Source organism: Halomonas sp. KG2 (assembly GCA_030440445.1).
Taxonomy (GTDB): domain Bacteria; phylum Pseudomonadota; class Gammaproteobacteria; order Pseudomonadales; family Halomonadaceae; genus Vreelandella.
This window is the reverse complement of sequence record CP098528.1, coordinates 2,126,113-2,141,481: the sequence shown is the minus strand read 5'-3', so window position 1 is coordinate 2,141,481 and position 15,369 is coordinate 2,126,113. Positions and strand designations below refer to the sequence as shown.

Genomic DNA, 15,369 nt, shown 5'->3' with positions numbered 1-15,369 from the left:
TCGGGAGTTAAGGTTATGTTGAACGCTTTTTGGCGTGTCGGTTCACTTGTATTCTTTACATTAAGCATTTTTTTATTATTTTCAATTTCAGCCACTTACGCAAATGAAGACAGCGAAACAGTTAGTAGCAGTGAGCCGCTTACGCTTGAGAGCGAGGTATCATTGCCCATTGGGCTATGGCCACCTATAGACAATGACGCAGCAGAAGATGAGCCGGAAGAAGCGCCCAGTATGGCGCTTATACCACCACCGCCATTAGAGCCGCCCCCCTTAAAGCAGCTTCGTCTAATGCTCGATTGGTATGTCAGCCCTCAGCACGCAGCCTTAATTGTGGCGAAGCAGCGTGGCCTGTTTGCTGCCCAAGGACTTGAACTTGAATTATTAACCCCCGCAGACCCATCCATCGCGATCAAACTGTTGACGGCGGGAGAAGTTGATCTGGCGTTAACGCGTCAGCCGTTGTTGCATTTACACGCTCACGATGGAGCCACAATTACCCGTATTGGTACGCTGATTGAGACGCCACTCAATGCTGTCATCGTGGCAGGAGACGCCCCAACAGGCGAAACTACCGATCAACTTGCCGGCTTGCACTATGGCTTTTCAACTCGCGAAGGGCGTGATGTGCTGGCGGACCAACTGGTGCCTACCTCATTTCGCCAAATCGACGATTTCGCCCCGCCGGAAAGCGTCCACTTTGATGCTGCCGGCGCCCTGCGAGAAGGCCGTGTTGATGCCATCGCCGATGGTTTTTATCACACGCTGCCAAAGCAGCTGGCGTCAGATGGCATCGTCACCCATACCGTGCGTTACAACGATGTTGACGTGCCGCGTCATGATGGTTTGATACTGCTGGCACATAGCGACACAGTAACAAAACAAGCAGCTACCTGGTCACGTGTTCTTGTGGCCTTGGAAGAGGCGAGTAATTGGATTATTGAAAACCCGGATGCAGCATGGTCGTTGCTGATTAGTAGCTACCCTGCTCTGGATAATGCGATTAACGAAGCCGCCTGGGACGACCTATTACGCCGCATTGCCATTAGCCCGGCGGCTCTTGATGCCCGACGCTATGCATCATTTGAGCACTATCTTGAGCAAGCAGGTATTATCGAAACAGCATTGCCGGTTTCCCGACTAGCCGTCAACCCTCATACGTTGACCGATGTACGCTGAAACGAAAGCACCATGAGTAACACGCCACTGATATTTATTGATGTTGAGACAACGGGAACCCGTGCGACGCGTGACCGCATTACCGAAATCGCGGCATTAAAGGTAGTCAATGATCACATAACGGATCGCTGGGTCAGCCTGATTAATCCCGGCACCGGCGTGCCTTCTCACATCAGCCAGCTCACCGGCATTTATGATGATATGCTGATTGATGCGCCCTCTTTTCAGGCCATTGCGCGCAGCTTGCGCGAATGGCTCGGTGAAGACTGTCTTGTCGCCCACAATGCACGCTTTGATGCCAGTTTTCTGCGCAACGAGTTCAAGCGTGCCGACATTACCTATCAGCCGCACCTCCTCTGCACACTGCGCATTTCCCGCCGCTTAATGCCTGAACTGCCCAAGCACAATCTCCGCGCCTTATTGGCGCATTTCAACATTCCACAAGTCCGCCAGCATCGGGCAGAGGATGATGCCACTGCGCTTTGGCAGCTGTGGGAAACCTGGCAACAACAGTATGACGCTGACAGCTGGCAAGCCGCCCTTGCCGATGAGCAGCGCCACCGAAGCCTGCCCGCACATTTACCCAGTGAGCAGCTAACCGGGCTTCCTGCTTCACCCGGGGTTTATTTGTTTTATGGTCACAATCGCCTTCCCTTGTACGTTGGCAAAAGCGTTAATTTGCGCAGCCGCGTGCTGGGCCATTTCCAGCGCGACCACCAGGACGACAAAGAGATGCGCCTTGCCCAGCAAATACAGCATGTTGAGTGGGAAGAAACCGCTGGCGATTTAAGCGCCCAACTGAGAGAGGCTCAACTGGTCAAAGAGCTGATGCCGATTATGAACCGACAGTTACGCCGTCAGGGGCATTTAAAAACGTGGTATTGGCCAACCGATCAACCTTGCCCAACACTGGTCAGCGGCAAAGCCATCAGCCAGCCTCAGCCAGGAAAGCTATTTGGGCTGTTTCGCAGTGCCAAAGAAGCTAAAGATGCGCTGCGCAATATTGCTGAAACACATCAGCTTTGCCCGCAGGTGCTCGGAATAGATAAGGGAACAGGACGGTGTTTTGCTAATCAGTTAGGCAAGTGTCGAGGCGCCTGCTGTGGACAGGAGCCACTTGAAAACCACACGCAGCGCGCTCAAGAAGCACTAGCATCTTTTCAAGTAAAAACATGGCCTTGGCCGGGGCGAATTATTATTCGCGAGAAAAGCCGTAAAAATGGCCCAACTAGCCATCATGTGGTCGATCACTGGTGCTATTTAGGCAGCGCCACGACCAGACAGCGTGCCCTGGGGCTAAAGGGAGTCGCTGCCAAATTTGATGTGGATACCTATCGCATTCTAAACCGCTTTTTACGCGAGCCAGAGCGGCATAACCTGACGGTGTCGCCGCTCTAGCTCTACGTTACTTAGCGTTGCCTTCAGGCTACGCGTGGGCGGCCATAAATGCATCAACGGCTTGTTGGAATGCTTCTGGCTGATCGGCGTGAAGCCAATGCCCGGCGTTTTTAAGTGTTACTACTCTTGCCCGTGGCAGTACTTCGCGTAGCGCTGGTAGCATGTCATCGGCGACGTAGTGCGAATCAGCGCCTTTAAGCACCAGTGTCGGCCCTTCAAAAGCACGATCACCATCGGGTTTGCCAATAATCGCCTCATAACCACGTTGAATTTCATCCAACCCAACGCGCACCTCCATCTCACCCTGCTCATTGCGCACTAAATTGGTGGCAAGAAACAACCGAGTTGGACGGGAGTCAACATGCTCGGCCAATAAGGCATCGGCTTCACGGCGGTTAGTGGGTTTAGCCGCTTTTACTCGTTCGAGTGCAGCAAACACATCGTCGTGACCGTGCTGATAAGCCACCGGAGCAATATCTGCCACCACCAGTGACGCGCAGCGTTCAGGGCTCATACGCGCCAGCGTTATAGCCACCTTACCGCCCATTGAGTGACCCAATACATGCGCGCGTTCGATCCCAAGCTTATCGAGCGCCGCCAACACGTCTTGGCTCATCGCGGTATAGCTCATACCTTCTGTATGAGGTGAACGACCGTGGTTGCGAAGATCCACAGCAATAACCCGCCTACTGCGCTGCCAAATCTTTAAATGCGAACGCCAGTTATCGGCGCTACCCAATAAACCGTGGATCACCACAAGAGGTAGTTGATCGTCGCTACCTGATTCGTCGGGCAAATCGATCACATAAAGATCAACACGGGCATCATCAGTCATGCGGGCTCCTCAGTCGTAACGCTTGGATGTATGCTTGGTCGTTAAGCCTAGCCGTTATGCGGTTCGGGGGCATGCGTCAGTTTGCCCTGTCCACACGACTAGCCGACGCGTTAGCCACGCTAGCAACAGGCCATATAAAGGCAGGAAGAATAATAGACTAATGCCAAGCTTAATGGCGTAGTCGACCACGGCTATTTCTACCCAATGTTCGGCCATAAAAGGGTCTGGGCTGTTATAAAATGCAGTCGCAAAGAAAGCAAAGGTATCCGCTAGATTGCCCAATACGGTAGAACATACGGGAGCTACCCACCACGCCCACTGACGAAGACGATCAAACACTTGAACATCGAGTAACTGGCCTAGCACGTAAGCAAGGAAACTAGCCAACGCGATACGGGCAACAAATAAATTCCATTCCCCCAAGGCTTCGATACCGACAAAGCTTCCTCGTGGAAAAATTACCGAAATAACGTAGGAGACCACCAACGCCGGAAACATGACGCGCAGTATAATTGAGCGAGCCGGCCCTTTGCCGAACAGGCGAACCGTTAAGTCAGTTGCCAGAAAGATAAAGGGGAAACTGAATGCGCCCCAGGTGGTATGGAAACCAAACAGAGTAAATGGCAATTGAACCAAGTAGTTACTGGCGGCAATAATACCAATATGAAACGCGACCATTATCAGAAGGCAACGACGGTGCTGGGTGTCGGTTAATGCAAACATGCAGGTTGGCCTTTTTTTGCAAGTCCGAGGGGTTAGGGAACCCTCATATAATAAGCGCGGTTAACGCCACTGGGGCGCGCATTATACGCCTTCTGTTAGGTAATTAAAGTCGCCCACCTGCCCGGGCGACTCTATTCATCACGCTATTAGCAGCGTTTTAACCTAAACGTCTAGCGACTTGGCTTGATCAGATGCGCCGACAGAACGCTCACGCATCGCCGCATGGACGTCTTCTAAGCTAGTCGGATCATCAATGGTTGAGGGAATGCCGAACGACTTACCGTCGGCAATATTACGCAGCAACTTGCGCAAGATTTTACCCGAGCGGGTTTTAGGCAAGCGATTGACGACCAACACCTGCTTAAAGCAAGCAATCGGCCCAATGTGCTCGCGTACTCGGCTAATTAGCTCTGCCTCAAGCGTTGCCTCATCGCCATCGAAACCATCTTTAGTGATCACCAGCCCGATCGGCAGTTGGCCTTTTAGCTCGTCGTGAATACCAATCACGGCACACTCAGCCACCGCAGGGTGCGCACCGACGATTTCTTCCATTTCACCGGTAGAAAGACGATGCCCGGCAACGTTAATCACGTCATCGGTTCTACCCATGATGAACAAGTATCCCTCTTCATCAAAGTAGCCACCATCGCCAGTCAGGTAATAACCTGGGTAGGCTGCCATATAGGCACTATGAAAACGCTGGGGATCACGCCAAATACCGGTAAGGCAGCCAGGCGGAAGCGGTTGCTTAATGACCACGCTGCCCTGCTGCATCGGGTCTGCTTGCTCACCGTCACGATCCAAAATTTGCACGTTAAAACCAGGTACAGGGAAGGTAGCCGAGCCTGCTTTGGTGGGCGCAGATTCAATGCCCGGCAAGTTTGCTGCAATAGGCCAGCCGGTTTCAGTTTGCCACCAATGATCGATGACCGGCACATCCAGCAGGTCATCGAGCCAATGAAATGTCGGTGGGTCTAAGCGCTCACCCGCTACATAGAGGTGTTCGAGACTGCTGATATCATAATTAGCTAGCAACTTGGCATCAGGGTCTTCTTTTTTGATGGCGCGGAAAGCAGTCGGTGCAGTGAAAAAGCTTTTAACCTTGTACTCGTCAATCAACCGCCAAAAGCCGCCTGCATCAGGTGTTTTAACGGGTTTCCCCTCATACACGATTGTGGTGCATCCTCTCAGCAGCGGCGCATACACAATATAAGAGTGTCCTACTACCCACCCCACATCCGATGCGGTAAACATCACATCGCCAGGATTCAGGGCATAAATTGCTTCCATCGAATAGGCTAACGCTACCGCGTATCCGCCTGTGTCTCGCATGACCCCTTTGGGCTTACCTGTCGTGCCCGAGGTATACAGGATATAGAGTGGGTCGGTCGCTTTTACTGGAACACAATCCGCAAACGGCGCATCCGCTACCAGTGCTTGCCAATCATGGTCACCTTGATGGAGTTCCGCACGATGGGCTTCACGTTGAAAAATGACGCAGGCATCCGGTTTAAAGCTGCTGAGTGTAATGGCTTGATCAACAATAGGTTTGTAGGGAAGCACTTTATCCACTTCTATGCCACAAGAAGCAGCAATCACTACTTTTGGCTCAGCATCTTCAATGCGCACCGCCAGTTCGTGGGGTGCGAAACCTCCAAACACAACCGAGTGAACCGCCCCTAATCGGGCACATGCATACATTGCGATGAGCGCCTCGGGCACCATCGGCATGTAAATGACCACTCGGTCCCCCTTAGTTACACCAAGGCGCGCAAGTCCTCCGGCAAACTGCGCGACACGATCACGCAACGTTTGATAGGTAATGACTTGCTTTGATTGGGTAACGGGAGAATCCCATAGGATAGCGGGCTGGTCGCCTCTGCCCTGCTCGACGTGGTAATCGATCGCCGCGTAGCAAATATTCAGCTCGCCATCGTCAAACCAGCGTGCATGCTGCTGATCGTCATAGCTAAGAATTGTGGAAGGAAATTTGAACCAAGGCAGTCGCTTGGCCTGCTCAGCCCAGAATGTTTCGGGGCTTTCGACAGAGTGCTGATACGTTTGCTGATAGAGGCTCATGGTGGGCTTGCCTTTATTGTGTCAATGAAAGCGATCGATTGTTGACACTTTATAAAGAAAACAGCCGCCACACCCTCATACTATGGGATAAATCGCGACTAAAGCGCTACACACCCAGCACCATTGTCGACAAAACGCCACGTCACTACCATTGATAGAGCGTTAAACCAGCGTTTGGACAAATACCGCTAAATTACTGATCATTCAACAACTGATCCTCGCGACGCGACGATGCCTAAATAACCTATAACAATGCTCACAACCGTGTAGGCAAGGAGATCCTCATGTCTGCTTCTACTAGCGCCGCTGCCCGTTTACTGGAACATGATTGCCACGCCATTGAGGCGGGCACTAATCTACTTAAAGCATTGGCAAACGAAAAACGTCTTCAAATACTCTGTCTGCTGGCAGAAAAAGAGCTCTCAGTCACTCAAATCAACCAGCAATTGGAGCTAAGCCAGTCAGCGTTAAGCCAGCACTTGGCAATTTTGCGCCGCGATCAGTTGGTCGACACTCGCCGCGAATCGCAAACCATTTACTACTCATTAAGTAGTGAAAGCGCCAAGGCAATTATTGACACCCTGGCGCACCACTACGCCGTCTAACTGCCAAGCAGCTATTAACAGTAGCTATCGACTATCGACGCTGCCAACCCGCCGCATCGATTAAACCAAGCCCTTTAACAATGGCTTGCTCGACGCCCGCCGACACAGCCAAGCCTACCTTACGGCTGAGGGTTTTCGGCGGTTCAAGCTTCACGCAATACACCTGAGCCTGCGCCATGCGCTCTACCAAATACGCCTCACTGGTACCAATGCTGTCGGTCAGTTTCTGTTCTAGCGCTTCGCTGCCGTACCAGATTTCACCCGTTGCTAGTGCATCAATGTCCATGTCAGGACGATGCTGAGAGACATACTCTTTAAACAACCGATGGGTATTTTCTAAATCATCAATAAACTTTTCACGACCCTCTTCGGTGTTTTCCCCCAGCACGGTCAGGGTTCGTTTGTATTTGCCCGCCGTCAGAAGTTCAACATCGATATCATTGCGCTTTAGCAAGCGATGAATATTAGGCACCTGAGCCACAACGCCAATAGAGCCAATCACCGCAAACGGCGCAGCTTTAATATGGTTAGCTGTACACGCCATCATATATCCACCGCTGGCGGCCACTTTGTCGATACATACCGTTGTGGTTAAACCTGCCGCTTGAAGACGGTCAAGCTGCGCTGCCGCTAAGCCATAGGCATGCACGAGCCCGCCCGCCGACTCTAACCGCACGACAACTTCATCCTCGGCTGCGGCAACATCAATAAGCGCAGAAACTTCTTGAGCAAACTGCTCAGTTTGTGACGCCTTGAGATCACCATGAAAGTCCAATACCCATACCTTCTGAGCGCTCTGAGCCTCTCCTTTACCTTGCTTGGCGGCCTTGTGCTTTGCTTTCTCTTCTTGGCGAAACACTTTTACCAGTTTTTTCCGTGCACCTTGTTCTGTCGTGGCAACGCGCAGCCTGCGGCCACGGGAACGCCGCTGGTCATTAAGCGACTCTACGCTGAGCTTAAGGCTATTATCCCCACTCTCCTTATTACGCAATATTAGCGCCAGCACGATACCTGCCATCGCCATCAGCAAGCTGGCTTGAATCAAAAACGTGCCCATCTCTACCATCCAGTCACTCATACCTTCTCTCCTACTCGACAATCTAGCTTGATTAAAACACTTGTTTAAAATAACCTCGTTAATAGCGTCGTGAGAAACTAACTCACCTAACGCCTTACACCTGCTTGGTTAACGACCAAATAATCTTTGGGAATTTATAATGTCATCGAACACGTTAGATAAACTTCAGTCGCGCTTTAATCCAGAAGCCGCCAAAGGCATGGATGAGGTATTTCAATTTCATTTCTCTGACGCGGGCAGCCATTACATGGTTATCCAAGATGGAACTCTGGACGCACACGAAGGTGAGCACGACGACCCTTCTGTAAGCCTAAGCATGAGTTCAGATACGCTTAAAGGCATCATGAGCGGAGACGTCAACGGCATGACGGCTTTTATGACGGGTAAGCTGAAAGCTACCGGCAATGTCATGCTGGCCACTAAGCTGACCAGCCTGTTTCCCAGTAAATAATGCCCGTTCTCGCCCGCGAGCACTTAACGCCAGCGGGCGAGATGCGCTTCGATAAGTTCACGTGAAATTGAGTACGGCGGTGGCAATGAAGGTAACTGCCTTGGCGAAAACCAAGCGGCATCACTAATCTCCACACCATCGATATGAATGCGCCGCGTCGTCGCTTCTGCAAAGAACCCAAACATTAGTGAATGCGGAAATGGCCACGCTTGGCTTTGGTGGTAACGAAGGTTTTCCACATGTACGCCCACCTCTTCGTATATCTCACGATGTACCGCTTCTTCAGCAGACTCTCCAGGCTCAATGAAGCCCGCAAGCGTCGAGTAACGCCCGGGAGGGAATCTTGGGCTTCGTGCTAACAGCATCGCTTCCCCACTGGTGACTAGCGTGATAATGCAGGGTGAAATGCGCGGATAGTTACGATGCCCACAGGCATGACAGTGCATCGCAAACTCAGCTTCCAACTTGGTTGCCTTCTCACCGCAACGCCCACAAAAACGATGGTTCTCTAACCAAGCACCGACCTGAAGCGCCGTCGATAGTAGGCTGAACCAGGAAGCAGTCAACTCCCCTAGCCACTGCCGTCCATCTATCCAGTCCTCACCCGGCTTACTTTCCACTAACAGCGCCACCGGCTCATCGTGCCAATAACACAGCGGCTGCATCCGCTCGTCCCACGGTTGAGTCGGCTGTAACGGCGTCAACTCACCGCCTTCAGCCAACGGTGCTGGCGCTAGATGACTTCGGGACACGCGGATAACACGACCTTCTCGCGCATAATGGGGAATTTCTCGTCTAAGCATCGGCACTACTACCTTCAGACCAACCACCATCAAACCAACGTAATTGATGCGCCTGACATTTAGCCTGGTGAGCGGCGCGCTCTTCCTCACTAGGCCGGACGACCCTCAACTGCCCTGGCGTCAACGCTAAACGCTGTACCGACAGCCCTTCATTGGCTTGATTATTTTGCTGCTCACCGGACGATGCTTCTGAATCAAGTGTCAGCGCCGTTTGCCCGCCGGTCATCGCCAAATAGACGTCGGCTAGGATCTCGGCATCAAGCAATGCGCCGTGCAACACGCGATGACCGTTATCAATGTCGTAACGCTTGCATAACGCATCGAGACTATTACGCTGGCCTGGGTGCATCTGACGAGCCATCACCAACGTATCAAGAATGCGGCAATGCTCACTAACAGGACCTAACGCGGGGGACCGTCGCCGCTGGTTTAACATGGTCAGCTCGTGACCAATAAACCCTACATCGAAGGGGGCGTTATGAATCACCAGCTCGGCGCCTGCTATAAATGCCCAGAAGTCATCGGCTATTTCGGCAAACACCGGTTCATTGGCCACCTTGGCGTCATCAATACCGTGAACCGCCACGACTTCAGCATCAATATGCCGTTCAGGATTGATATATTGATGATAGGAGCGCCCTGTAAACCGCCGGTTAATCATTTCAACGGCACCAATTTCCACTAATCGGTGACCATCTTTTGGGTCGATGCCGGTTGTTTCCGTATCCAAGATTACAGTACGGTAACCCAATGGATGTAAACTCATAAAATATAAATCTCTGTAAAAGACTGTTTTTTAAAGAAATTTCAATAAAAAGAAAAGAAATATCGCTCAAAAAAATGTAAACTGTCACATTGCTTCCATCACACTAGAATAATATGTAAACATGTCATTCATAATAAAGCACTTTACATCCTCAGATGGTGAGCGTTTCTCGCAGCTGTACAATACAGGTGGAGAAGGGTTTCCATTGTACTATCCAACAGCTTATATCGCCCGCTCTGTGCGCCCCTCTACTACACATGGGACACAGCTAGTTTATCTAGAGTCAATTAAGAGGGTGTGTGAGTGGGAGGCAAATCAAGAAGTCGTTCTTGCAACCCGTTTTCAGCGCCGTGAATTCCTCACACAATCTGAAATTGATTGTTTGGTAAGGCGTCTCACGGTTAGCCGCAAAGGTGGCAATGGAAATGTCATCAGCCGTCAAAAATCCAACACATATATCGTATATGCAGCCAAATATTTGCGTTGGCTTGCAGTTGAAATTATCACCGAGGTAAATGCTGATATCAAAGCTTCTATTGATGGACAACATGAGGCATTAATGTCCTCAGTAGCACGCAAGAGCGGCTCCTCGTCAGCTAGCAAGCAGCGCATCTTAGCTAAGCGGCTATTGGGTGAGACGACAAGAATCTTATTGGAACTGTTCAATCACCCTCTCCAAGCCGTGATGAAAAATGGCGACAAAGGGCCGCGCATCAGAAATATCATCATGCTACGAATCCTTTACGAAACAGGTATGCGTCGCGGTGAGCTGTTGAGCCTGAAGATCGAAGACTTTATGGAGGCTATAGGGAGCGCTAGCTCGCAATTACGGATCAAGCGTAACCACCACGACAAATTCGACTCAAGGGTACGGCAACCTGTCGCAAAGACGCTTGGGCGCATCGTGAATATTTCAGTAGAGGCTGAGCAGCAGCTAATTGACTACCTCGGCAACTGGCGCCCTAGCACTGGAAGTGAGTTTTTATTTGTGAACCACCGTTTGGGCCGTTCGCATGGAAATCCTGTCACCGAAACCGGATTCAACTCAGCCCTGGAAAAACTGAAAGAGGCATTCCCCGCCCTAGAACCATTGCATCCTCATCTATTGCGTCACGATTGGAACTACAGGTTCTCGCAGAAAGCAGACCATGAGGGATTGGATTTTGAAACAGAACGAACAATTCGCGAAATGCTGATGGGCTGGAGGCCAAATTCTGAAATGTCTTTACTGTACAACCAGCGACATATCCAAGAGCATGCTAATACCTTTGGTAGGGTCATCGCATCGGACACTATGAACTGGGATAATAGAAATGACTAAGAGTCAAACTCAAGCAGAAGATCCCAATACCAACACCGAGCTTCAGCGAACTAAGCGCCTTGAGCAACCACCTTTGGATTATATATGGAATCTGGATGTACTTTGCCATGTCGGGTACAGGAATATAGATATGACGGTGGCACTATCAGCATTTAATCCTACCCTAAAAACATCATTCAAGCATGCTGCGCTGCATGTTGCCAACAAGGGCGATTATTCACCAGCCGGGATCATTGGCATATTTGGCTCAATTAACACATCTCTGAAACGTTACCCTGCCAGCTCCTTCGACATATCATGGGTTGCTAAAGCCTTAGAATTCTCGTCATTCATAAACAGTCTCGGAGCTATTAAGAAATTCTTTGTCTTTTGGAAAGCTCGCACCCCCCAGGCGATCAGCGATGAAGCACTGCAACTGCTTGCAAAAGCAAAGCGTCCTCATAACCCAAAACGCAATGTATTGTCAGACGACCCTGAGAAAAGTTGGCTGAGTAATGATGAGTACGAGGCCCTGGTCGTCAGTGTTTGGCACCACTACGAAGACGGTACTTTTTCCACAAGCCGCACCTTCATGTTACTGCTAGCATTGCAGTATGCACGTCGTCCCGTGCAGTTGTCTCAGCTAAAGATCAAGGACTTTCGGGTCGCAGCCCCTGATGATATTTCGGGGCTAAGCGGACCAATGGTGAGCTTTCCCGGTGTCAAGGATTTGGAAGCAAAAAATGGATTCCGCGATAGTAAGTCCGAGCATCATCCTCTGCCAGAACATCTCTGGAATCTATTCGAAATTCAGCGCAACGAGGTTCAAGACCTCTTCAAGCTTAAGCTTGGAATTCACCTATCCGATTCCGAAACTGAGAAGCTGCCAATCTTTACAACGTCACTTCGTATAAAGCAAGCCGTCACCAAACTGACAGGCCACTATCGGATCGACTGGCGCGCTCAGCTCGACCACCAATTATTCCATCTGAAGCCAGCGTGCGTTTCACGCACCCTGGCCTGGCGGCCGAATGGGAGGCGAGATATCGACCCACCGCTTAGTCATCGCACAGGCAAGCCAATCGTAGTGAGTGCAGTTCGCTTCCGACACACCCGCGCTCGCCAACTGGCTCGCAAGGGTGTACCTCTGCACGTACTCTCCTATTGGTTGGGACACACCAGTGAGAACACACTACAGGCTTACTACAATGACCCTGCCGAAGATGCACGTAAACTTGATGAGGCGATGGCGCCTGCACTTCTACCTCTGGCTATGGCCTTCGCTGGCAATCTGATAGACAATCAGGAACATGCTAGCCGCTACAATGATCCGACAAGCCGGCTCGAATTTGCCAAGGACGGCGAACTGAAAAATGTCGGCAACTGCGGCAAACAGAGCTTTTGCACCACCACATCTGTACCTATCCCGTGCTACCGCTGCCGCCATTTTGAGCCATTGATAACAGCTCCACACCAGGAGGTGCTTGAGGCGCTGAGAAACAGGCAAGAAGATGAGGACCAGGCACTACGCATCGGCGGGGCCAAAAATCTGCTTGTGCCCATCGATCTATCCGCCGATATCCTCGCTGTACAGACCTGCATCAACCGCTGCAATGCCCGCAAGATAGAACTGGGGATAGCTTAATGGCCCAGCTAATCCAATTCATACCATTGAAGAAATTGACAGCTCAGAAAAACCTGCAAAATCTGATCGAGCTGTCTCGGGACCATCTAGTTCTTTGGGCCGACCAACCTGACTTCGGCTGGGAGAACAACAAGTGGCCTGTGACAGGTATGAGAATCCGGTTCACTAATCATGAGCATAGAGCCTTACATCCGAGCAAGACGCCCGAGTCCCACCAACTAATGCATCCAGTATTTGCTGAATTCGCTAAGGCTTATCTCCGTTACCGACATACTGTCAATCCGCATAAGAATATAGATCGAGAGATGTCTGGACTGCGCATCTTGGAAATGGTGCTTAGGCAGGAAATGGCTGTTCCCGATATTACCAAAATAGATCAACGCCATTTCGATCGTGTAATGAATGAACTACGGCTGGAAAAGCGGAGGCAGTTCATCGCTGGCGAATTGCTAAACATTCTCAAAACACTCGCTGACTTTTGTATTGTGACAAGCAGCGCGCACTATTGGAAGCACCCGTACGTTGGAACGGCTTCATACGATTTTGCCAATGGCACCTATGCAGATGCCGAGACAAGATTATCCAAGCTACCCGATCAAAACGCTTTGCTGGCAATCGCCGAGGTCTTCGGGCGCGGCCACACACAAAAGCTTGAAGATGTTGATATTATTATCACCAGTATTACTTGCCTCTTGCTGAGCGCGCCAATGCGGATCGGTGAAATTCTGAGACTGCGGATAGACTGCCTTCGTCAGGAGGCCGACAAGAATAACCATATACAGCACCACTTCAACTATTGGACGCCAAAAATCAAGGAATTTGTTCCGAAGGCTATACCCTCCACAATGGCACCCCACACAGTGGTAGCAATAGATAGGCTAATACGAATCACGGAAGATGGACGCCAACTGGCCCGCCACATGGAAAGTAATCCAACTAAATTCTATCGCCATAAGAACTGCCCTGACGTTCCTGATGACCAACTTTTGACGAAAGATCAGGCAGTAGCCGCCCTGGGATTTTTGAACTATAGGTCTTGTCAGAATTTTATCTATAGGCACACCAACAGTTACGCCTTTACAGGCATCACGCTTGATTTCCTCTGGCAATTCGTACTTGCAGAGCATCGACAGCTAAACCCTTACTTTCCCTATCAGGAACCTGTCGACAGCAGGAGCAATAAGCCGCTAAAAATGTCGGAGTCATTAATATGCTTTCGCCGATTTCAATTAGGGGTTCGTTCTAGCACAAGTCCCGTCCTGTTAGCCTCCTTCAGCAGAGACTATTTCACAAGACGTCTAGAAGCATCCTCCAACGGGCGCAATAAAAAAATTTGCTTTTTCACCCGTCATGGTTTTAAAGCAATCAAGTTGAAGTCACATAGCCTACGCCACCTACTCAGCCGCCTTGCACGGCGCAGCGGGGTTTCTATCGATACAATAACCACTTGGAGCAGCCGCGCCTCTTCTCATCAATCTCTCACCTACCTAAACGATGACCCTCAGGAAGCGGCGAGCAAAGGCGCTACATTGTTTGGAATGCAGCAAGAGCAGACACATAAGACACCGATCACCCATGAAGAAGCTGAGATTCTTAGCCAAGGTCCATTCCATAGAAGCCGCTATGGTCTGTGCCGGCGATCCTGGCGTACTGGGCCATGCAACCGCTTTGCTGACTGCCTCAACTGTTCAGAGCTGCTGATATGCAAAGGTGACAAACTTGCAGCTGGGACTGTAGCCAAAGACCGTGAGCATTTGGTTCGAACGTTCAATGCAGCCAAGGCGGCTGTAGACAACGGCGAACGTGCTGCCTCGCGCTGGATGCAAGTAGCCGAGCCTCAGATTGAGCGCCTGAATCAGCTTCTAAACATCCTAAATGACAAGCGCATCCCCGAGGGCAGCCCTATCGAGCTAGCTGACAGCTCGAACTTTAGCCATGAAAAAACGGTTGTCGATGACAAGGCTACAACGTTTGGAGTCAAGCTGCTTGACAGGAAGGAGCTGGGCATCGAATACGGCAATGAGCTACTTGCCTGCCTAGATTTACTAAGGAACTCAGATAATGTCTAAGACGATCACTACCTTACAGCTCAACAAAATGGCGAAAATGATTCGTGATTGGCCGGAAAAAGAGGAGTTTAACTGGAATAATATCTGCATCGTCTCAAAAAGCATCCTGGGCTATGTGCCGACCCGCCAGGCGCTCTCCGGCAAACTAGTGTTAAAAAACGCTTACCAGATAAAAAAGAAACAGCGGAGAGATGCAATCGCTAAGGTCGAAGGTATCCTAAGGCCTAAAAGCATGCTTGATGCGATGGACAAGATTGCTCGGCTACAGCAAGAGAACGATGCGCTCAGAGCTGAACTAGGAAATATGGCTGAAGTCGCCCAGCGATTCATATATAACGCTAGCATTGCTGGTCTTTCTCAACAGAGGCTAATGGAGCCTCTTCCCAAGGCCCGGCGAGACTAGGCAAGAAGTGATACCGGCTATCTGCAACACGCCACTTA

The 15,369-nt window shown here is 50.6% G+C and carries 14 protein-coding genes; 8 read left to right on the top strand and 6 right to left on the bottom strand.

The features are described from left to right. Positions 1 to 15 precede the first annotated feature (15 nt). Both NDQ72_09935 and NDQ72_09930 read left to right on the top strand, forming a co-directional pair. On the top strand, positions 16 to 1,176 hold the full coding sequence (locus tag NDQ72_09935; protein ID WKD30237.1) for an ABC transporter substrate-binding protein: 1,161 nt from the start codon (positions 16 to 18) through the stop codon (positions 1,174 to 1,176). 12 nt (positions 1,177 to 1,188) lie between these two features. Beyond that, positions 1,189 to 2,574: an exonuclease domain-containing protein gene (locus NDQ72_09930; GenBank protein ID WKD30236.1), complete on the top strand. Its 1,386-nt coding sequence runs from the start codon at positions 1,189 to 1,191 to the stop codon at positions 2,572 to 2,574. Positions 2,575 to 2,602: 28 nt separating this feature from the next. Here NDQ72_09930 and NDQ72_09925 read toward each other — a convergent pair whose 3' ends face one another. The 3 genes from NDQ72_09925 to NDQ72_09915 all read right to left on the bottom strand — a co-directional run bounded on the left by NDQ72_09925 (position 2,603) and on the right by NDQ72_09915 (position 6,211). Further along, entirely contained in the window at positions 2,603 to 3,409 is an 807-nt protein-coding gene (locus NDQ72_09925; protein WKD30235.1) for an alpha/beta fold hydrolase, read from the bottom strand. 54 nt (positions 3,410 to 3,463) lie between these two features. Next, complete coding sequence (locus tag NDQ72_09920) at positions 3,464 to 4,132, bottom strand: 7-cyano-7-deazaguanine/7-aminomethyl-7-deazaguanine transporter (GenBank protein WKD30234.1); 669 nt, start codon at positions 4,130 to 4,132, stop codon at positions 3,464 to 3,466. A gap of 162 nt (positions 4,133 to 4,294) precedes the next feature. Continuing rightward, entirely contained in the window at positions 4,295 to 6,211 is a 1,917-nt protein-coding gene (locus NDQ72_09915; GenBank protein WKD30233.1) for a propionyl-CoA synthetase, read from the bottom strand. Positions 6,212 to 6,495: 284 nt separating this feature from the next. Between NDQ72_09915 and NDQ72_09910 the strand changes: the two genes are divergently transcribed. Beyond that, positions 6,496 to 6,816: a metalloregulator ArsR/SmtB family transcription factor gene (locus tag NDQ72_09910; GenBank protein ID WKD30232.1), complete on the top strand. Its 321-nt coding sequence runs from the start codon at positions 6,496 to 6,498 to the stop codon at positions 6,814 to 6,816. 31 nt (positions 6,817 to 6,847) lie between these two features. Here NDQ72_09910 and sohB read toward each other — a convergent pair whose 3' ends face one another. Beyond that, complete coding sequence (sohB, locus tag NDQ72_09905; protein ID WKD30231.1) at positions 6,848 to 7,894, bottom strand: protease SohB; 1,047 nt, start codon at positions 7,892 to 7,894, stop codon at positions 6,848 to 6,850. Positions 7,895 to 8,033: 139 nt separating this feature from the next. On the opposite strand from sohB, the gene NDQ72_09900 reads away from it, so the two are divergent. After that, entirely contained in the window at positions 8,034 to 8,345 is a 312-nt protein-coding gene (locus NDQ72_09900; GenBank protein WKD30230.1) for an SCP2 sterol-binding domain-containing protein, read from the top strand. A gap of 23 nt (positions 8,346 to 8,368) precedes the next feature. Here NDQ72_09900 and nudC read toward each other — a convergent pair whose 3' ends face one another. After that, the gene (gene nudC / locus NDQ72_09895; protein WKD30229.1) at positions 8,369 to 9,148 is read right to left on the bottom strand and encodes an NAD(+) diphosphatase; all 780 of its coding nucleotides are present in this window, start codon (positions 9,146 to 9,148) and stop codon (positions 8,369 to 8,371) included. Continuing rightward, positions 9,141 to 9,914, bottom strand: coding sequence for a DNA polymerase III subunit epsilon (dnaQ, locus tag NDQ72_09890; protein WKD30228.1), 774 nt, complete (start codon positions 9,912 to 9,914; stop codon positions 9,141 to 9,143). The genes nudC and dnaQ overlap by 8 nt, the downstream gene beginning before the upstream one ends. A 205-nt stretch (positions 9,915 to 10,119) precedes the next feature. Between dnaQ and NDQ72_09885 the strand changes: the two genes are divergently transcribed. From NDQ72_09885 to NDQ72_09870, 4 genes are read left to right on the top strand one after another with little or no spacing between them, the layout of a single operon-like run. Continuing rightward, positions 10,120 to 11,235, top strand: a complete 1,116-nt coding sequence (locus NDQ72_09885) for a site-specific integrase (GenBank protein ID WKD30227.1) — start codon at positions 10,120 to 10,122, stop codon at positions 11,233 to 11,235. Then, on the top strand, positions 11,228 to 12,859 hold the full coding sequence (locus NDQ72_09880) for a site-specific integrase (protein WKD30226.1): 1,632 nt from the start codon (positions 11,228 to 11,230) through the stop codon (positions 12,857 to 12,859). Before NDQ72_09885 ends, NDQ72_09880 begins: the two co-directional genes overlap by 8 nt. Continuing rightward, on the top strand, positions 12,859 to 14,928 hold the full coding sequence (locus tag NDQ72_09875) for a hypothetical protein (GenBank protein ID WKD30225.1): 2,070 nt from the start codon (positions 12,859 to 12,861) through the stop codon (positions 14,926 to 14,928). Before NDQ72_09880 ends, NDQ72_09875 begins: the two co-directional genes overlap by 1 nt. Beyond that, the gene (locus NDQ72_09870) at positions 14,921 to 15,331 is read left to right on the top strand and encodes a hypothetical protein (protein WKD30224.1); all 411 of its coding nucleotides are present in this window, start codon (positions 14,921 to 14,923) and stop codon (positions 15,329 to 15,331) included. Before NDQ72_09875 ends, NDQ72_09870 begins: the two co-directional genes overlap by 8 nt. Positions 15,332 to 15,369 lie beyond the last annotated feature (38 nt).